Source organism: Pseudomonas sp. CCI4.2 (assembly GCF_034350045.1).
GTDB lineage: Bacteria > Pseudomonadota > Gammaproteobacteria > Pseudomonadales > Pseudomonadaceae > Aquipseudomonas.
Genome location: NZ_CP133781.1, coordinates 2586833 through 2605441, shown reverse-complemented (window position 1 = coordinate 2605441; position 18609 = coordinate 2586833). Strand labels below are relative to the sequence as shown.

The window sequence follows — 18609 nt, the reverse complement described above, 5'->3', positions numbered from 1 at the left end:
ACCGATGGCTTTACAGAGGCGCGACAGCTTGTGACGACCAAGCGACAGTTAATGTCGAGCGGGGCATCAGTCGCAGCCGATTACGACGTAGCGGCAGCCGATCCCGCTGCAACCACTGACGGGGCTTTATCGTCCGGTGGCAACCGATCCAATTGAACGGTGACTCGTCGGTTGCGCGAGCGATTGGCCGCGTTGGTGTTAGGTGCCAAAGGATAGCGTTCGCCATGAAACCGCATGGTGATCTGCTTCTCGGGAACGCCTTGGGCCGTGAAGAAATCCATCACCGCCAGCGCTCGGCGGCGTGACATGTCCCGGTTGGTCAATCGATTCCCGCTGTTGTCGGAATGGCCGTCGAGTTCGATGTGATTCACCGTAGGGTCGGCCTTCAGGAAATCAGCAATAACTTGTAGCTGGGCCCGCGCGTGAGCGTCAAGATCGGCATCTTTACCCGGAAAGCCTATCTGCGCTTGCTTGACCTGTTCGTAGTTCTTGGGCAGCAGCTTGGCGGTACATGCCTGGTAATCGCTGAACGCTTTGGCAAACCGCACGGGTAACAAGCGAATTTCCATCACGCTGCCGCCCTGCCCATGATGACGGATCACTGGGCTGCGACCTTCCATCAACCCTGCAAGTAACCCGCCTGCTTGCCCTTGGGAGGAATTGAACGGAATTGTGCTGTTATTCACCCTGACAGCACCAAGGTTTACGTCACCACGACCGGGCTGCCAAGGGGCGGCCGCAGCGAGCAGTGTGGCGGAACCTGAACCCAGCATTCCACCGCTGGCCTTAATTCGGAATGTGGCTTGTTCTCCCGCACGACGGACGAATTCGCCAGCACCGAAATCGGTGATGGGTTGGGTCAGGCGACACTCAAACTTATCGCCTTCGACTTTCCATTCGATACTTTCCAGACGTGTCTGGAACGTAATAGCCACTGCCGGCAAACTGGCAAACACACTGAGCAAGGCTAAATATCGTTGGCGCACGGGAGGCTCCACTAGAAAACTGCATACGTCTGGCTATCGGTTAGTTCCCGGAAAACTTGATAGCGAGTGCTCGTATGAGTGTTTTCCGGTAGCATTCCCAGCGAGTTTGACCCGCCTGGAATCCCCAATGTCCGATCGCCTGACCCTTCTGCGTCCCGACGACTGGCACATTCATCTCCGCGATGGAGCTGTTTTGCCTCACACCGTTGCTGACGTAGCGCGCACTTTTGGCCGCGCCATTATCATGCCCAACCTGGTACCCCCGGTTCGCAATGCTCAGGAAGCTGATGCCTATCGCCAGCGCATCCTCGCTGCGCGCCCGGCCGGCAGTCGTTTTGAGCCGTTAATGGTGCTTTATCTGACCGACCTGACACAGCCGCAGGATATCCACGCGGCCAAGGCCAGTGGTTTCGTTCACGCTGCAAAACTGTATCCAGCCGGAGCGACCACCAACTCCGACTCAGGCGTCACCAGCATCGACAAGATTTTTCCGGCGCTGGAAGCCATGGCGGAGGTCGGCTTGCCACTTCTGGTCCACGGCGAAGTGACGCGCGGTGAAGTCGACGTGTTCGACCGCGAAAAGATGTTCATCGATGAACATCTGGGTCGCGTTGTGGAGCGCTTTCCCACGTTGAAAGTAGTCTTCGAGCACATCACCACCCACGAGGCCGTACAGTTCGTCCACGAAGCCTCAGCCAATGTGGGTGCAACGATTACGGCGCATCACCTGCTTTACAACCGCAATCACATGCTAGTCGGTGGCATTCGCCCGCACCTTTACTGCCTGCCGGTTCTCAAGCGCAATATTCACCAGCAAGCATTGCTCGACGCCGCCACCAGTGGCAGCACGAAGTTTTTCCTGGGCACCGATTCTGCCCCGCACGCCCAACACGCCAAAGAAGCGGCGTGTGGCTGTGCCGGTTGCTATACCGCTTACGCGGCCATCGAGCTTTACGCCGAGGCCTTTGAACTGCGTAACGCACTGGACAAGCTGGAAGGCTTCGCCAGCATGCACGGCCCGGCGTTTTACGGCCTGGCAAGCAACCGCGACACCATAACGCTGGTCCGTGACGAATGGACCGCACCCACCAGCCTGCCATTTGGCGAGCTGTCCGTAATTCCGCTGCGCGCCGGTGAAAAACTGCGCTGGCGCCTGCTTGAGGAAAACGCGTGAGCGAAGATCATTTCGACGACGAACAGGAAGGTCATAGCGGCGGAGGGGGCGGTTCCAGGCACCCTATGGCGGCCCGCTTCCGCGGCTACCTGCCGGTCGTTATCGATGTAGAAACGGGTGGTTTCAACTCGGCGACGGACGCTCTACTGGAAATTGCCGCTGTCACCATCGGCATGGACGAAAAAGGTTTTGTGTTCCCTGAACACACTTACTTCTTCCGGGTGGAGCCGTTCGAAGGCGCAAACGTCGAAGCCGCAGCACTGGAGTTCACCGGCATCAAGCTGGATCACCCGTTGCGCATGGCCGTCAGCGAAGAAGTCGCCTTAACCGACATTTTCCGTGGCGTGCGTAAAGCGCTAAAGGCGAATGGCTGCAAGCGCGCCATTCTGGTCGGACACAACGCAAGCTTTGACCTGGGCTTCTTGAATGCGGCCGTTACCCGCATGGACATGAAGCGCAACCCGTTTCACCCGTTCTCCAGTTTCGACACCGCGACCCTTGCAGGTTTGGCGTACGGTCAAACCGTATTGGCCAAAGCCTGTCAGGCCGCTGACATCGACTTTGACGGCCGTGAAGCGCACTCGGCCCGCTACGACACCGAAAAAACCGCTGATCTGTTCTGTGGCATCGTCAACCGCTGGAAACAGATGGGTGGCTGGGAAGACTTCAACGACTGATTCCGATCATGCACGTTAATCAACCGGCCCCCAGTGGTCGGTTTTTTGTAGCGGTTGTCGACCATGTCCGTTCGTCGGCAGGAAGAAATTACACGGCTTCTCAATGAAAGTTGTTTTGACAAGCATTCTCATTAACATTAGTATCCCCGGCATTGAGTCACCACCAACGACGGTTCTCACTTTATGTATGTATGCCTCTGCCAAGGTGTTACTGATGGGCAAATCCGGGATGCGATCCTGGAAGGTTGCTGCAGTTACCGCGACGTCCGCCAAACATTGGGCGTTGCCAGCAAATGTGGAAAATGCGCTTCATTCGCCAAAGAAGTCGTGCGTGACACGCTGACCGCGTTGCAAAGTAGTCAAGTCGGGATGGCTTACCCGGCAGAATATTCAGCCGCTTGACACTATAGTTTTGAAGAACCGGACCGTGTGTCCGGTTTTTTTATGCCTGCATTTCAATCGCTTAGTATCAAGATGCGGAACTCAAACATTCTTATTTGTATTTAAACTACTTATTATTCAACAACTTAGGTTTGACAGCATTTACAGTGCAGCCCAAACTTGCATCTTATTCAGATTTAGAACGGCAGGCATTCGATATGAAAGGCGACATTACAGTCATCCAGCATCTCAATAAGATCCTCGGAAACGAGCTGGTCGCCATCAATCAGTATTTCTTGCATGCCCGCATGTACCAAGACTGGGGGCTGAAAAAGCTCGGCGAGCACGAATATCACGAATCTATCGACGAGATGAAGCACGCCGATAAATTGATCAAACGCATTCTGTTCCTTGAAGGCCTGCCTAACTTGCAAGAGCTGGGCAAAATCCTGATCGGTGAGCACACCAAAGAAATGATCGAGTGCGATCTCAAGATCGAGCAGAAAGCGCTGATCGACCTTAAAGCCGCCATCGCACACTTTGAAGTCGTCGGCGATTTTGGCAGCCGCGATTTGCTCGAAGACATTCTCGAGTCCGAGGAAGAACACATCGACTGGCTGGAAACCCAACTGGGCCTGATCGATAAAGTCGGCATCGAGAACTACCTGCAATCGCAAATGGGCGACTGATACACCTTCGCTTAACGAAAAAAGCCCCGCATCTCGACAGTCGAGAGCGGGGCTTTTTCATGCTTGCTGGTTGAGTTCGGCGTATCGGTTACACCGTTTCAGGCCACTGGCAAGCGAACCTGCCCGTAAACGGGGCAGGCCACCAACAACGGGTTATCAAGCGTCTGCTTTTTCAGCAGCTGCCTTGACCGTTGCATCCTTGATTTGGGTTTGCAGATCACCGCTGGCAAACAGCTCGGTGATGATGTCGCTGCCGCCGACCAATTCACCACCAACCCACAGCTGTGGAAAGGTTGGCCAGTTAGCATATTTAGGCAGGTTGGCGCGAATTTCCGGGTTCTGCAGAATATCGACGTAAGCGAACTTCTCGCCACACGCCATCAATGCCTGCGAAGCCTTTGCCGAAAAACCACACTGTGGCGCATTCGGAGAGCCTTTCATGTAAAGCAGAACGGTGTTGGCGTTGATCTGCTCTTTGATCGTTTCGATGATATCCATGGAACACCTCGGCTGAACTTTCCGACTCAGATGTCGGCACGGTCGCGCATTGTAGCGGAAACCCGAGCGCTACGCTCGGCCTCTCCCTGTCGACCATCGACTGATGAAGCTCACGCTGCGGCAACCTGGACCGGTACGCCATTCAGCGCGGCATTGCCGGACAGCGTGTCCAATTGGCGCTCATCGGTCAAGTCATTGGCGCTCACACCTGGCTGATTACCGGCAATCACCATCTGCACCCCTGGGCGTGCGTGCCCCCAACCATGGGGCAGACTGACCACGCCCGGCATCATCTCGGCACTGCCGAGGACCTGCACCTCAACCGCTCCGACCCTCGAGCTGACTCGGACCCACTGCCCATCGATCAACCCCCGGCTGATCAAGTCGTCGGGGTGCATAAGCAGTTGATGCCGTGGCTTACCTTTCACCAACCGGTGGTAGTTGTGCATCCAGGAATTGTTGCTGCGCACATGGCGACGACCAATGAGCAGGAGTTCCCCGGCCTGAGGTGCCTCGACCGCGGCGAATCTCGCCAGATCGGCAAGTATGACCTGCGGCGCTGCCTGAATGCGCTGGTTGGCGGTTTTCAAGCGCAACGCCAAATTAGGTTTGAGTGGCCCCAAGTCCAGACCGTGCGGGTGATCACGCAACGCGTCCAAGGAAAGCCTGTGTTCAGAGGTGTCGCCATACAACCCTGCACGCAACCCTCTGTCGATCATTTGTGACGGCGGTATCGTAGGTTTCAGCTCACGCTCGGCTCTGGCGGCGAACGCTTGGGCCAAACCGACAAAAATCTCCCAGTCATGCAACGCTCCTTCCGGCTTTTCCAGAATGGCGCGATTGAACCGGGTGACATTGCGCACGGCGAACATATTAAAGGTCGTGTCGTAATGATCGTTTTCCAATGCCGATGTCGATGGCAGAATCAGGTCGGCGTAGCGCGTGGTTTCGTTGATGTACAGGTCAATGCTGAGCATGAACTCCAAACCGTCCAACGCCTGTTCCAGCTTTCGACCGTTGGGCGTCGACAGCACAGGATTGCCGGCCACAGTGATCAGCGCGCGGACCTGCCCTTCCCCCTCGCTCAGCATTTCTTCCGCCAATGCGGAGACCGGCAATTCACCGGCGTACTCAGGCAACCCCGACACGCGACTTTGCCAGCGATTGAAATGACCGCCTGATGTGGACGCAACGAGGTCCACCGCCGGTTCCGTACACAGGGCGCCGCCCACCCGGTCGAGATTGCCCGTCACCAGGTTGATCAGTTGTACCAACCAATGACACAGCGTGCCAAACGCCTGGGTGGAAATACCCATCCGGCCATAACACACCGCTTTGTCTGCCGCAGCGAAGTCCCGCGCCAGTTGGCGAATCTGCTCGGCGGGCACACCGCAGCGTGAGCTCATGGCTTCAGCATTCAAATGGCTTATTGACTGGCGCACCACGTCCAACCCATCCACTGGCACGTGGCTGGTGCGGGTCAAGTTTTCTTCAAATAACGTATTGAGCAAACCAAACAACAACGCTGCATCGCCGCCGGGGCGCACGAACAAGTGTTGATCGGCAATCGCTGCCGTTTCGCTGCGACGAGGGTCGACCACCACCACCTTGCCACCCCGCGCCTGAATAGCTTTCAGTCGCTTCTCGACGTCCGGGACGGTCATGATGCTGCCGTTCGAGGCCAGCGGATTGCCGCCCAGAATCAGCATGAAGTCGGTGTGATCAATATCAGGAATCGGCAGCAAAAGGCCGTGGCCATACATCAAATAGCTGGTCAGGTGATGCGGCAGTTGGTCGACAGAAGTAGCAGAAAACCGATTGCGGGTTTTCAACAACCCAAGAAAATAATTGCTGTGGGTCATCAACCCATAGTTGTGAACGCTGGGGTTGCCCTGATAAACCGCCACTGCGTTTTGACCATCGCGCTGCTGAATTGAAAACAGACGCTCAGCCACCAGCTCGAATGCTGCTTGCCACTCGATGGGCTGCCATTGCGTGCCGACACGGAGCATGGGCTGCCGAAGGCGATCAGGGTCGTTTTGGATGTCTTGCAGCGCCACCGCCTTGGGGCAGATGTGGCCGCGACTGAAACTGTCCAGAGCGTCACCCTTGATGGAAGTAATCCGGGTGTCGGCACCTTCTTGCGTGGTGGTCTCGATGGTCAAGCCACAGATAGCTTCACACAGATGGCAGGCACGGTGGTGGAGAGTCTTGGTCATCGCCAGTCTCATTTTGTTATGAACGACCTAGACGATCGCGGAAACAAAACTATGGCGTTTGAAGCACAACTACGCCAGAGACGTTTGTCGTGTGAATCGGGCGGCATCAGGCGGACCAATGCTCACCACTGGTGCTTAAGTCAGCAGCACGACCGCCTTGAGCGTGTTTTGCAGCTCATGCACGGTTTCGATCTGTTCCTGAGCAATGTGGACACCGGTAAGTTCGCCGATTAAACGCCAATGATCATCAAGCCCGGCGCTGATAGTCGCCATGCGATCAATCATGTGCTTGCCAGCCATTCGGGTCACTTCATCCTTACTGCGCAACAACTCAAACGACATCGACGTCATTGATGCTGTGAGATGCGTCAATGTGCGGGCGGTGTGCCCGAGCAGTTCCGTTAGTTGCTGTTCTTTAGATTCCATTCCCCTAGCCCCTCTGTGAGCAAGCAACCTTTATAACTCAGCGCGGCTGTTTAGGAAATGGTACGCACCGGACAAAGCCTCGATACATAACCCACGTTACGGAATGTCACTATTACAAGATCTGCACGAATTGCCAAAGCGCGGGGCCACAGTGTACAAATGCCCCCAACATGTTGAAGTTAGCTCGCTATTGGCAATACGCGACATTTGCTTATACCATCGCGCCTTCCCTATTCGTCGCCCCGTGCGGCTTTCGCCGCAGGTCTCGCCCGTTTTCCCGATAAAACCCGGCTTAGAGTATCTGCGGTCTGTTGCAAAAAGGTAGTTAATGATGAGCGCAAGGCACTTTCTCTCCATGATGGATTACACGCCGCAAGAGCTGGCCAGTGTGATTCGTCGCGGCGTAGAGCTGAAGGACCTGCGAAATCGCGGCGTACTTTTCGAGCCGCTAAAAAACCGGGTTCTCGGAATGATCTTCGAGAAATCTTCGACTCGGACGCGTGTTTCTTTTGAAGCGGGCATGATCCAACTCGGCGGACAGGCGATCTTTTTGTCCCCAAGAGACACCCAACTGGGTCGCGGCGAGCCTATCGGCGATGGCGCTCGGGTCATGTCGCGTATGGTCGATGCGGTCATGATTCGTACTTTTGCCCACAGCAACCTGATCGAATTCGCCGCCCACTCCAGCGTTCCGGTCATCAATGGTCTGTCCGACGACCTGCACCCCTGCCAATTGCTGGCGGACATGCAAACCTTCCTGGAGCATCGAGGCTCGATTCAAGGCAAGACCGTGGCCTGGATCGGCGACGGCAACAACATGTGCAACAGCTATATAGAAGCGGCGATCAAATTCGACTTCCAGTTGCGCGTTGCCTGCCCTGAAGGCTACGAACCTAGCCCAGCTTTTCTGGCACTGGCCGGTGATCGGGTCAGCGTTGTGCGTGACCCTCGGCAAGCCGTTGCCCGCGCGCACCTGGTCAGCACCGACGTTTGGACCTCCATGGGCCAAGAAGAAGAGACCGCCAATCGCCTGGCCTTGTTCGCACCGTATCAAGTCACCCGTGAACTACTCGATCTAGCCGCTAAAGACGTGCTGTTCATGCATTGTTTACCGGCACATCGTGGTGAGGAGATCAGCCTTGACCTACTTGATGACCCCCGCGCCGTCCCTTGGGACCAAGCTGAAAACCGCCTGCACGCGCAAAAAGCGCTGCTTGAGTTTCTGGTCAAGCCAGCCTACCGCAGCGAATGAGTCAGCCGGCACTGTTGAGCCTGCGAAACCTGGCCTGTGGCTATCAGGGTCAACCCGTGGTGCAGGCGCTCAGTCTGCACATCAATGCGGGTGATATCGGATGTTTGCTGGGCTCTTCCGGTTGCGGCAAGACAACAACGCTGCGCGCCATTGCCGGTTTTGAACCGCTGCTTGAGGGCGACATCACCCTAAATGGTGAAGTGATTTCCCGAGCCGGTTTTACCCTGGCGCCGGAGAAACGTCGGATCGGCATGGTTTTCCAAGATTACGCACTGTTCCCCCATTTGAGCGTCGCGGCCAACGTTGGATTCGGCATTCGCAACCACCCGCGAATTAACGCTGTCACCGATGAATTACTCGAGCTGGTCAACCTTGGCTCGTTGGGTAAACGCTTTGCGCATGAGCTGTCCGGCGGTCAACAACAGCGGGTTGCCTTGGCCCGGGCCCTGGCACCCGAACCGCAACTGTTGCTACTCGATGAACCCTTCTCCAACCTGGACGGTGAATTGCGTCGCCGACTCAGCCACGAAGTCCGCGACATCCTCAAAGCTCGGGGCACCAGTGCTGTTCTGGTGACCCACGACCAAGAAGAAGCGTTTGCTGTCAGCGATCAAGTAGGAGTCTTCAACGAAGGTCGCCTAGAGCAGTGGGCTACACCGTACACCCTGTATAACGCCCCGCTAACGCCCTTTGTCGCCAGCTTCATTGGGCAGGGCTATTTTGTTCGCGGTCAGGTTATCGATACAGGATGGGTGCAATCGGAACTGGGTGTGTTGCACTGTCAGGGCACTTTCGCTATTGGCACTGCCGTCGACATACTGCTGCGCCCGGACGATATCGTAGATGCGCCGGACAGCCCGATAAAGGCAGTGGTCGTTAGCAAGACCTTTCAGGGCGCGTCGGCGCTTTACCGACTGCGCTTGCCATCCGGCGCGCCGCTTGAAGCGCTATTACCAAGCCGCTGCGATTATCGTCCGGGTGAAGCAGTGGGGATTCGAGTGAAGGAACAGACGCTAGTAGTGTTTCAGGTATAAACACCGCGCCCTGTAGGAGCCAACTGGTGAAGTCCATCAAGTCATGCCGGGAATATGTGGGACCGAATTCATTCGGGAAGCGGTAAATCTGACACACCGCGCCAAGCCATTCGCGAATGAATTCGCTCCCACGGTGATGCGAGTCTTCACACATCCTTCATGACTGAAAACCTCACCCCAACAACAATTTCCCACTTGCGACCAATCTCGCATGACCGCCAATCTTTACGCGGTCGCCTTCCAGACGGCAAAACAGTTCGCCGCCACGGGTCGAGCATTGGTAAGCGCTCAGGCTGAGTTTGCCCAGCCGGCTCGACCAATACGGAATCAGTGAACAGTGCGTCGAGCCCGTCACAGGATCTTCAGGAACACCAATGGCCGGCGCGAAGTAGCGAGAAACGAAGTCATGAGTTTCGCCCCTTGCGGTCACAATCACCCCCGGCCAAGGCAGACGGATCAGTGCAGCCATGTCTGGCTCGCAATCTCGAACCGCCTGTTCGGACTCCAGCACAACCATCAACTCCACTGAGCCATAGACATCGACAATGTCCACCCCCAGCGCCCGCTCAAGCTCAATGGTTACCGCTGCACTGGTCGGAACCATGGCCGGAAAATCCAATACAAGTCGATCACCTTCCCGCGTAACGCTCAGCGCCCCGGCCTTGCCGATAAAATCGATGCGCTCCGCTGAATCACTATAAACCTCGAACAGCACGTGGGCGGCGGCCAATGTGGCATGGCCGCACAGCGGAACCTCGGTGGAGGGTGTGAACCAGCGGATGTGCCAACCCAGGCCTTCGCGAACCAAAAACGCGGTTTCTGCCAAATTGTGTTCGGCAGCAATGTTTTGCATCAGCTCATCTGACAGCCAGCTGTCGAGCCGGTAAACCATCGCCGGGTTGCCACTGAACGGGTGCTCGCTAAACGCGTCGACCTGATGAAATTCAAGCTGCATACCATCACTTCCCTGATGTATTCGAATCGTTATTTGACACCAAGCATGCACTTCAACTGAGTGTGCCGCCAGCCACAGAATCTGTGGTCATCGACCATACAGCGCGTTACGGACGACCAATCTCGGCAAAAACACCGTGGGTATGTTCGGCCAACACTGCAGCCGAAAGCTCTACCTCAAGACCGCGACGACCGGCGCTGACAAATACCGTGGCAAAAGGCTGCGCCGATTGATCAATAAACGTACGCAAACGCTTTTTCTGCCCCAGTGGGCTAATGCCGCCTAACAAGTAGCCCGTCGCACGCTGAGCGGCGGCCGGATCAGCCATTTCGGTTTTTTTGGCACCAGCAGCGTGGGCCAGCGCCTTGAGGTCCAACGTACCCGACACCGGAACCACGGCAACCAACAGTTCGCCCTTTTCAGTGGCTGCCAAGAGGGTCTTGAACACCCGAGCCGGTTCCAATCCAAGCTCTTGCGCCGCCTCCAACCCATAAGACGCCGCCTTGGGGTCGTGCTCGTAACTGTGAATATGGTGCTCAGCCCGAACTTTTTTTAATAAATCCAACGCGGGTGTCATGCAGCTCTCCATAGGGTGGTTGGACGTGAAGTTGTTGCGCACACTTTAAGACATCTGCCGCTAAAAGACTGCATCAACGGCGAATTTCAGCCTATGTCAGCATTCACACTCAAATGCTTTGAAGGGGCTGACACAGACAAAAAGATCTTTCTTACGCATTAACCAGCAACGTCTTCATGACAGCCAGTCATAAAGCGGTTGATGGTTCACTTTCGACCTTTGACAGCGTTCTTTATTGTCTATATTTTTTCGTTAACGAATAAATCGGAATTAATCTGGTCCAAGTTCGTAACCTGTGAGGAGATGGGGTTTCTCCTCCCAAGACAAAAAGTGAATGTTGCTGATCATCTGACAACGTTCGAGAAAAACAAAAATAAGGGGATTTTCATGACCACGGCTAATCAGCCACTGCCTCAGGCACCTACGCTAACGGGGCAATGCATCGCAGAGTTTATGGGCACCGCGCTGTTGATCTTTTTCGGAACAGGTTGTGTTGCAGCGCTCAAGGTCGCTGGTGCCAGCTTTGGCCTGTGGGAAATCAGCATCATCTGGGGAGTAGGCGTCAGCTTGGCGATCTACATGACCGCCGGCGTTTCCGGAGCCCACCTCAATCCTGCTGTCAGCATCGCACTGTGTATATTCGGTAATTTCGAAAAGAGAAAATTACCGTTTTACATCATTGCGCAAGTAGCAGGGGCCTTCTGCGCCGCAGCGCTTGTCTACGGACTGTACATCAGCTTGTTTTTCGATTTCGAACACACTCATCACATGATTCGCGGCAGTCAAGCCAGCCTCGAATTAGCCTCGATTTTCTCGACGTACCCTAACCCTGCCATCTCCACCGGACAGGCGTTTCTGGTCGAACTCGTTATTACCGCGATCCTGATGTGCGTAATCATGTCCTTGACCGACGACAACAACGGCTTGCCAAGAGGCCCAATGGCGCCCCTATTGATTGGGCTACTGATTGCAGTAATCGGCAGTTCGATGGGGCCACTCACAGGGTTCGCGATGAACCCTGCGCGGGATTTCGGGCCTAAGCTGATGACATTCTTCGCTGGCTGGGGCGAGATGGCCTTCACCGGCGGCCGGGAGATTCCGTACTTTCTGATTCCAATCGTGGCGCCGATCCTGGGTGCCTGCCTAGGCGCTGCGGGTTATCGCGGCCTGATTGCTCGTTACCTCCCTAGCGCACCTGTCGCTGAGAAACCGCGAGCACCCAAGGCAGTTGTGGATAACGCTCCAGCCAGTTTTTGAAAAACCCATTCATTAGTGCAAGGCAATCGACATGACTGACTCAAAGAATAAGAACTACATCATTGCTCTTGATCAAGGCACGACTAGCTCACGGGCGATGATTTTCGACCGCGACGCCAACGTGGTCAGTACAGCGCAAAGCGAGTTCACCCAGCATTACCCGCAACCGGGCTGGGTTGAACATGACCCCATGGAAATTTTCGCCACTCAGACCGCGTGCATGACCAAGGCGCTGGCCCAAGCGGATCTGCACCATGACCAGATCGCCGCCATCGGCATCACCAACCAACGTGAAACCACTGTGGTTTGGGAGCGCGATACCGGGCGCCCTGTGTATAACGCCATTGTCTGGCAATGCCGTCGCAGCACCGAGATTTGCCAGCAACTCAAGCGCGACGGGCACGAAGACTACATTCGTGCGACCACGGGCTTGGTCACCGACCCGTACTTCTCCGGCACCAAGCTGAAGTGGATTCTCGACAACGTTGAAGGCAGCCGCGAACGCGCCCGCAAAGGCGAGCTGTTGTTCGGCACCATTGATAGCTGGCTGATCTGGAAATTCACCGGCGGCAAGGTGCATGTCACCGATTACACCAATGCCTCGCGCACCATGCTGTTCAACATCCATACCCTGGAATGGGATGAAAAGATGTTGCAGGTGCTGGATATCCCCCGCGAGATGTTGCCTGAAGTTCGCTCGTCCTCGGAAGTCTATGGTCACAGCAAAAGCGGCATTCCTATCGCCGGTATCGCCGGTGATCAGCAGGCCGCGTTGTTCGGGCAAATGTGCGTTGAGCCGGGCCAGGCCAAAAACACTTACGGCACTGGCTGCTTCTTGCTGATGAACACCGGCAAAAAAGCCGTGCAGTCTGCCCACGGCATGCTCACCACCATCGCGTGCGGTCCTCGCGGCGAAGTTGCCTACGCGCTGGAAGGCGCTGTATTCAACGGCGGGTCGACCATTCAGTGGCTACGTGACGAACTGAAACTGATCAATGACGCGCTGGACACCGAGTATTTCGCCGGCAAGGTCAAAGACAGCCATGGTGTTTATCTCGTCCCCGCCTTTACCGGACTGGGCGCGCCGTACTGGGACCCGTATGCCCGAGGCGCACTGTTTGGCCTGACCCGTGGTGTCAAAGTCGATCACATCATTCGCGCGGCATTGGAATCCATTGCCTATCAGACACGTGACGTACTGGACGCCATGCAACAGGATTCCGGCGAACGCCTGAAGTCGCTGCGCGTGGACGGCGGCGCGGTTGCCAACAACTTTCTCATGCAGTTTCAGGCAGACATCCTGGGCACCATGGTCGAACGCCCACAAATGCGCGAAACCACCGCACTGGGTGCAGCGTACCTTGCGGGCCTGGCCATCGGTTTTTGGGGCAGCCTGGATGAGCTGCGCAGCAAAGCTGTAATTGAGCACGAATTCGAACCTCAACTCGAGGATGCCGATAAAGAGAAACTGTATGCGGGCTGGCAGAAAGCAGTAAGCCGTACCCGTGACTGGGAACCCCACGAAGAAAACACCGACTGATCAAGGCCCGTACGGGGGCAGGTTGAGTTTCCGGCTGACAGGCACTAGTTGCCTGCGGCATCATGGACGCCATTTGAATGGCAGCCAGACAGGAAAATCAAAACAATGAATCTGCCTCCCCGTCAGCAGCAAATTCTCGAATTGGTTCGGGAACGCGGCTACGTAAGTATCGAAGAAATGGCTCAGCTGTTTGTCGTAACCCCGCAAACCATTCGCCGAGATATCAATCAACTGGCGGAAATGAATCTGTTGCGCCGCTACCACGGCGGCGCGGCCTATGACTCAAGCATCGAGAACACGGCTTACGCCATGCGCGCGGACCAGATGCGCGACGAGAAACAGCGCATTGCCGAGGCGATCGCTGCGCAGATACCGGATCACGCCTCGCTGTTCATCAATATCGGCACCACCACCGAATCCATCGCTCGAGCGTTGTTGAGTCACAACAACCTGAAGATCATCACCAATAACTTGCACGTTGCTTCAATCCTCAGCGCCAAGGACGACTTCGAAGTCCTGTTGGCAGGCGGCAACGTACGTCGCGACGGCGGCGTGGTCGGCCAGGCCAGTGTCGACTTCATCAACCAGTTCAAAGTCGACTTCGCCTTGGTCGGCATCAGCGGCATCGATGAAGACGGCAGCCTGCTGGACTTCGATTACCAGGAAGTGCGGGTTTCCCAAGCGATCATTGCCAACGCCCGGCAGGTGATATTGGCCGCTGACTCCAGCAAATTCGGACGAAACGCCATGGTCCGCCTGGGTCCGATCAGTCTGATCGATTGCTTGGTGACCGACCACGCGCCGGTGCCCGCCCTGATGCAGTTGTTGACCCAGTACAAGATTCGACTTGAGGTGGTTTGAGCTTCTGTAGGAGGGTCTGCCACGTCTTCGACGCTGCGCTGTCGCGCAGCAAACTGGTTGGCACGTTGTGTGGTTTGAGGTCGCAGGGTGTCAGGACTGAAGCCTTCCCGAATAAATTCGGTCCCACAGATGTTGTCGCTGCACAGATTTTTGTAGGAGCTGCCGAAGGCTGCGATCAGGTCCGAAGGACCTTCGCCAACAATTGGCTCCTACATATGGTCGCCCGCCTGTAGATCGCCCGTGAATTGAATATCAAATTACGGAAAGAGGCCCCGTGAAACCATGCGGCCGAACGCAGGTGTTGCGCAGGGGGTGACGAGGCAAGGATGCCGAGTAAGCCGTGCGCGGCCAGGGACGGCCGCTCACGGCGACCCCCGGAGCAACGCCGGAGTGAGGGAAGACCGAGCCTAAGCGAGGGCCCGCATGGTGGGGCAAGCCCTTTTGACGGGACCTTTTTGGCGTTCGGCGCGCGTCAAGGTACCTGTCGCCTTGGTACCTCTGATGTTAGGCCCTTGCCGCTCTAACATCAGGCCGCTCTGGGTTTAAGTACACCTCGTCAGAGAGCTTCCAGTTACGTGTACGAGTACTCCAGCGGCTTGGATTCTCTGCTTTGGCATTTTCATAAAGTATTTCTCTAGCCTGTAGCAATGCTGTTGATTTGCCGTCGTGACGCTCGTTAGGCGTCACGTACTTCAGGGCGCTGTGGCGATGATCCTCGTTGTACCACTCGACGAACTGTTGCACCCAAAGCCTTGCCTCGTTGAGGTTATCAAACTGCTGGTCTGGCCAGAGCGGACAGTACTTCGCAGTACGAAAAAGCGCTTCAGCATAAGCGTTATCGTTGCTAACACGAGGCCTGCTAAAGGACGGCTCAACACCTAGTGCAACCATGCTTTCGCGTAATAACGTGCCTCTCATGATGCAGCCGTTATCCGAGTGCAGAACCAGCGGATTACCTGCCGTGTGCTCACGTAAGCATCCCTTTCTGAGCAATTCACACGCGTGCTCAGAGCTCTCCACATCATGCACTTCATTAGCGACCAGCTTTCGGCTGTAAACGTCTTTGACCATGTACCAGTAGAAGAAACGACCTCTAACCGTACTCGGCAGCCAAGTGATATCCCAACACCAGACCTGGTTAGGTCCGTCAGCGCGATGCGTCGTCAGTACGCGACGTTTGGGGGCTTTGGCACGGCCACGTCGCACGTTTTGATTAGCGGCTTTCAATACGCGGTAAAACGTCGACTCCGATGCAAGGTAGATACCCTCGTCTGCGAGCTTGGGAACAATTTGATGCGGGGTAAGGCTGGCGTAGCCGTCCTTATTGGCGGCATCAAGTACCGCCTGACGCTCGACCTCACTAAGCTTGTTCGACGGAGGCGCCCTTTGAGTTAACGATCGTCCATCACAGTCAGCGTGTTTCCAGCGTTGAACGGTGCGCAGGCTTAGCCCTAACTCGTTACAGGCCCTAAACCGCCGGGAGCCTCCTATTACCGCTTCTGCTATCAGTTTCATCGCGTGCATGCGATCAGAGGCGTTGATCATTCTTCCTTGTCCTCGCCCCAAATCGCATTGGCTTTTTTTCTGAGTTCCAGCAACGCCACTGCCTCCGCAAGTCCGGCATCGGACTTGAGCAATTTACGCTCAAGTACCTTGATACGTCGTTGTTCGGCGCTTTTGACCCCATTGGGGTCCAGGTCTACCACCGTATTGGCGTTTTGGCACATCACCCTCCATTCCTGGATTTGTTCAGGGTAGATGCCTTTAATTCGACAGTATTGAGAGATCTCCACCTCGCTCAACGGTGCAGTTTCCATGACCGCGTTAAACTTATCAGCGCTGGACCATTGGTAGCTGGTCTTCCCGTTCCCGGGAACAATCGAACCTTTATCTCTAGCCATTTGTCTCCATGCTCGTAGCGACTTCGGAAGGAGATTGAGCGTGCCCGCAAGCTCTGCAACAGAACGATTGAGCGGTGGCATCATTTGCAGAACAACCCAGTCTTTGAAGTCTTCGTCATAACGCTTGGACATTGATATTCACCTTCGCCCCCTTGAATGAAAGAGTCAATCAACAGGGGCGACAGGTAGCCTGACACGGAGGGCGTTTGAAAAAGGTTCCTCGCTGTAAAAGCGAAACCATAATTTCAGCCCCCACAAATGCCGGATGTACACACAAAACTCAGCGCCAACCCATTGCTTTTAAAAGATTAAAAAGTAGTTTGATAAGAGCCAACGTGTTGACGAAAAGGCTTGATGTGGTTTGCTTGACACACCGCGCAATGTCCTTCGCCAACACGTTGGCTCCTACAGAGGAGTGACAACGCCCAATCCCTCGCTTCCAAAATGTTCGATTTTGTTCCTTTACCCCACTCCTTGATCGATATTTTCAATAGATGTCGACTGGCCGTCCTGTGTTTATTGCGCTATGATTTTCGAAATTGAACATAAGTGTTCGGATTCGCCGTTCAGCCACGTTTTAAACTCTAGAACAAAGAGGCCGCCAGATGCCCAACTCTTCCTTGCCCGTGCTACCGCCTTCCGAGGCTTACGACATCGCCGTGATTGGTGGTGGGATCAATGGTGTCGGGATTGCGGCAGACGCAGCCGGTCGCGGTTTGTCAGTGTTCCTTTGCGAAAAAGATGACTTGGCCAGCCATACCTCCTCGGCCAGCAGCAAGCTGATCCACGGGGGCCTGCGCTACCTTGAGCATTACGAATTCCGCCTGGTGCGCGAATCCCTCGCCGAGCGTGAAGTGTTGTTGGCTAAAGCCCCGCACATCGTCAAGCCGATGCGCTTCGTGCTGCCACATCGTCCGCACTTGCGCCCGGCGTGGATGATCCGTGCCGGGCTGTTTCTGTATGATCACTTGGGTAAGCGGGAAAAGCTGCCAGCCTCGCGCAGCCTGCGTTTTGGCGCCGACAGTCCGCTCAACGCCAGCATCACCCGGGGCTTTGAATACTCTGACTGCTGGGTCGATGACGCGCGGCTTGTGGTGCTCAACGCCATGGCCGCCCGGGAAAACGGCGCGCATGTTCATACGCAAACCCGTTGTATCAATGCCCGTCGCAGCAAAGGTCTGTGGCTCCTGAATATGCAGCGGGCCGATGGCAGTCTGTTTTCAATTCAAGCCAAAGCGCTGGTTAACGCGGCAGGGCCCTGGGTTGCCAAGTTCATTCGCGACGACTTGAAACTTACGTCGCCGTACGGCATTCGCCTGATTCAGGGCAGCCATTTGATCGTGCCCCGCCTGTACGACGGCGAAAACGCGTTCATCCTGCAAAACGAAGATCAGCGTATCGTTTTCGCGATTCCGTACTTGGAACGCTTTACGATCATTGGCACCACTGACCGCGAATACCAAGGCGATCCAAGCGCGGTGTCCATCACCGAGGGGGAGATCGATTACCTGCTTAATGTGGTCAATGAGCACTTCAAAAAGCAGCTGAGCCGCAGCGATATCCTGCGCACCTACTCCGGTGTTCGTCCGCTGTGTAACGACGAGTCTGACAACCCGTCAGCGATCACACGTGACTACACCCTGTCGCTGTCGGGCAGTAAGGAAGAGGCACCGATTCTCTCGGTGTTTGGCGGCAAGTTGACCACCTACCGCAAGCTGGCCGAGTCGGCCCTGGCGGAACTTGCACCGTTCTTCCCGCAGATGAAACCCAAATGGACGGCCACTGCCAGCCTGCCAGGGGGTGAAGACATGGGTTCACTCCAAGCGCTGACTAACGAATTAAGAACGCGCTTTGACTGGCTGCCCACCGAAGTCGCCCGTCGCTGGGCTCGCACCTACGGCACCCGCAGCTGGCGCTTGGTCGAAGGTGTGCAAACGCTTGCCAACATGGGCGAACACCTCGGAGGTGGGCTGTATACCCGCGAGGTTGACTACCTATGCAGCGAGGAGTGGGCCTTGAGCGCGCAAGACATCCTTTGGCGCCGCAGCAAGTTGGGCCTGTTCACTACGCCAGAAGAACAGCAGCGCGTGCAAACCTATCTCAATACCGTCGCGCGCCATAAAACCAGTATTGAAGCGGCGTAAATATACCTGACAGCCTTCCCGCAACGGGGAGGCTGGGC

At 55.8% G+C, this 18609-nt stretch carries 17 protein-coding genes; 10 read left to right on the top strand and 7 right to left on the bottom strand.

The window, feature by feature from the left end:
* Positions 1-80: 80 nt before the first annotated feature.
* A complete protein-coding gene (locus RHM65_RS11785) occupies positions 81-986 on the bottom strand; it encodes a flagellar protein MotY (protein WP_322185110.1) in 906 nt (301 codons plus the stop codon).
* 127 nt (positions 987-1113) lie between these two features.
* Between RHM65_RS11785 and pyrC the strand changes: the two genes are divergently transcribed.
* From pyrC to bfr, 4 genes are all read left to right on the top strand, one after another.
* Positions 1114-2160, top strand: coding sequence for a dihydroorotase (gene pyrC, locus RHM65_RS11780; protein WP_322185108.1), 1047 nt, complete (start codon positions 1114-1116; stop codon positions 2158-2160).
* Positions 2157-2837, top strand: coding sequence for a ribonuclease T (gene rnt, locus RHM65_RS11775; protein ID WP_322165808.1), 681 nt, complete (start codon positions 2157-2159; stop codon positions 2835-2837). Before pyrC ends, rnt begins: the two co-directional genes overlap by 4 nt.
* A gap of 183 nt (positions 2838-3020) precedes the next feature.
* Entirely contained in the window at positions 3021-3239 is a 219-nt protein-coding gene (locus RHM65_RS11770) for a bacterioferritin-associated ferredoxin (protein ID WP_322165809.1), read from the top strand.
* Positions 3240-3436: 197 nt separating this feature from the next.
* The gene (gene bfr, locus RHM65_RS11765) at positions 3437-3907 is read left to right on the top strand and encodes a bacterioferritin (protein ID WP_322165810.1); all 471 of its coding nucleotides are present in this window, start codon (positions 3437-3439) and stop codon (positions 3905-3907) included.
* A 156-nt stretch (positions 3908-4063) separates the two neighbouring features.
* On the opposite strand, the gene grxD is transcribed toward bfr, so the two are convergent.
* From grxD to RHM65_RS11750, 3 genes are all read right to left on the bottom strand, one after another.
* Positions 4064-4405: a Grx4 family monothiol glutaredoxin gene (grxD, locus tag RHM65_RS11760; protein ID WP_322165812.1), complete on the bottom strand. Its 342-nt coding sequence runs from the start codon at positions 4403-4405 to the stop codon at positions 4064-4066.
* Between the two features lie 110 nt (positions 4406-4515).
* Positions 4516-6624 carry a molybdopterin oxidoreductase family protein gene (locus tag RHM65_RS11755; protein ID WP_322165813.1) on the bottom strand — a complete coding sequence of 703 codons (2109 nt, stop codon included), beginning with the start codon at positions 6622-6624 and terminating at the stop codon, positions 4516-4518.
* A gap of 135 nt (positions 6625-6759) precedes the next feature.
* Complete coding sequence (locus tag RHM65_RS11750) at positions 6760-7050, bottom strand: hypothetical protein (protein WP_322165814.1); 291 nt, start codon at positions 7048-7050, stop codon at positions 6760-6762.
* A 331-nt stretch (positions 7051-7381) separates the two neighbouring features.
* On the opposite strand from RHM65_RS11750, the gene argF reads away from it, so the two are divergent.
* A complete protein-coding gene (argF, locus tag RHM65_RS11745) occupies positions 7382-8302 on the top strand; it encodes an ornithine carbamoyltransferase (RefSeq protein WP_322165815.1) in 921 nt (306 codons plus the stop codon).
* Positions 8299-9336: an ABC transporter ATP-binding protein gene (locus RHM65_RS11740; protein ID WP_322165816.1), complete on the top strand. Its 1038-nt coding sequence runs from the start codon at positions 8299-8301 to the stop codon at positions 9334-9336. Before argF ends, RHM65_RS11740 begins: the two co-directional genes overlap by 4 nt.
* 172 nt (positions 9337-9508) lie before the next feature.
* Here the strand turns inward: RHM65_RS11740 and RHM65_RS11735 are convergent, their stop codons facing one another.
* Together RHM65_RS11735 and ybaK are read right to left on the bottom strand one after the other, a co-directional pair.
* Positions 9509-10291, bottom strand: coding sequence for a PhzF family phenazine biosynthesis protein (locus RHM65_RS11735; RefSeq protein ID WP_322165817.1), 783 nt, complete (start codon positions 10289-10291; stop codon positions 9509-9511).
* Positions 10292-10397: 106 nt separating this feature from the next.
* Positions 10398-10868, bottom strand: coding sequence for a Cys-tRNA(Pro) deacylase (gene ybaK, locus RHM65_RS11730; protein ID WP_322165818.1), 471 nt, complete (start codon positions 10866-10868; stop codon positions 10398-10400).
* A gap of 387 nt (positions 10869-11255) precedes the next feature.
* On the opposite strand from ybaK, the gene RHM65_RS11725 reads away from it, so the two are divergent.
* From RHM65_RS11725 to RHM65_RS11715, 3 genes are all read left to right on the top strand, one after another.
* Complete coding sequence (locus tag RHM65_RS11725) at positions 11256-12125, top strand: MIP/aquaporin family protein (RefSeq protein WP_322165819.1); 870 nt, start codon at positions 11256-11258, stop codon at positions 12123-12125.
* 31 nt (positions 12126-12156) lie between these two features.
* The gene (glpK, locus tag RHM65_RS11720; protein ID WP_322185106.1) at positions 12157-13665 is read left to right on the top strand and encodes a glycerol kinase GlpK; all 1509 of its coding nucleotides are present in this window, start codon (positions 12157-12159) and stop codon (positions 13663-13665) included.
* A 105-nt stretch (positions 13666-13770) separates the two neighbouring features.
* On the top strand, positions 13771-14526 hold the full coding sequence (locus tag RHM65_RS11715) for a DeoR/GlpR family transcriptional regulator (protein WP_322165821.1): 756 nt from the start codon (positions 13771-13773) through the stop codon (positions 14524-14526).
* A gap of 504 nt (positions 14527-15030) precedes the next feature.
* Here the strand turns inward: RHM65_RS11715 and RHM65_RS11710 are convergent.
* Positions 15031-16559 (bottom strand): IS3 family transposase gene (locus RHM65_RS11710; protein ID WP_416194713.1). Its coding sequence is split into 2 segments (ribosomal slippage): positions 15031-16118 and positions 16118-16559, totalling 1530 coding nucleotides; the frame shifts between segments, so codons are not numbered across the junction.
* A 473-nt stretch (positions 16560-17032) separates the two neighbouring features.
* Between RHM65_RS11710 and glpD the strand changes: the two genes are divergently transcribed.
* Entirely contained in the window at positions 17033-18571 is a 1539-nt protein-coding gene (gene glpD / locus RHM65_RS11705) for a glycerol-3-phosphate dehydrogenase (protein ID WP_322165822.1), read from the top strand.
* The last annotated feature ends 38 nt before the right edge of the window (positions 18572-18609 follow it).

Coding starts and splice junctions, on each gene's coding strand:
- glpD (WP_322165822.1), top strand. CDS start 17,033: ATGCCCAACTCTTCCTTGCCCGTGCTACCGCCTTCCGAGGCTTACGAC.
- ybaK (WP_322165818.1), bottom strand. CDS start 10,868: ATGACACCCGCGTTGGATTTATTAAAAAAAGTTCGGGCTGAGCACCAT.
- grxD (WP_322165812.1), bottom strand. CDS start 4,405: ATGGATATCATCGAAACGATCAAAGAGCAGATCAACGCCAACACCGTT.
- RHM65_RS11770 (WP_322165809.1), top strand. CDS start 3,021: ATGTATGTATGCCTCTGCCAAGGTGTTACTGATGGGCAAATCCGGGAT.
- RHM65_RS11755 (WP_322165813.1), bottom strand. CDS start 6,624: ATGACCAAGACTCTCCACCACCGTGCCTGCCATCTGTGTGAAGCTATC.
- argF (WP_322165815.1), top strand. CDS start 7,382: ATGAGCGCAAGGCACTTTCTCTCCATGATGGATTACACGCCGCAAGAG.
- RHM65_RS11740 (WP_322165816.1), top strand. CDS start 8,299: ATGAGTCAGCCGGCACTGTTGAGCCTGCGAAACCTGGCCTGTGGCTAT.
- RHM65_RS11715 (WP_322165821.1), top strand. CDS start 13,771: ATGAATCTGCCTCCCCGTCAGCAGCAAATTCTCGAATTGGTTCGGGAA.
- RHM65_RS11735 (WP_322165817.1), bottom strand. CDS start 10,291: ATGCAGCTTGAATTTCATCAGGTCGACGCGTTTAGCGAGCACCCGTTC.
- bfr (WP_322165810.1), top strand. CDS start 3,437: ATGAAAGGCGACATTACAGTCATCCAGCATCTCAATAAGATCCTCGGA.
- glpK (WP_322185106.1), top strand. CDS start 12,157: ATGACTGACTCAAAGAATAAGAACTACATCATTGCTCTTGATCAAGGC.
- RHM65_RS11725 (WP_322165819.1), top strand. CDS start 11,256: ATGACCACGGCTAATCAGCCACTGCCTCAGGCACCTACGCTAACGGGG.
- RHM65_RS11750 (WP_322165814.1), bottom strand. CDS start 7,050: ATGGAATCTAAAGAACAGCAACTAACGGAACTGCTCGGGCACACCGCC.
- pyrC (WP_322185108.1), top strand. CDS start 1,114: ATGTCCGATCGCCTGACCCTTCTGCGTCCCGACGACTGGCACATTCAT.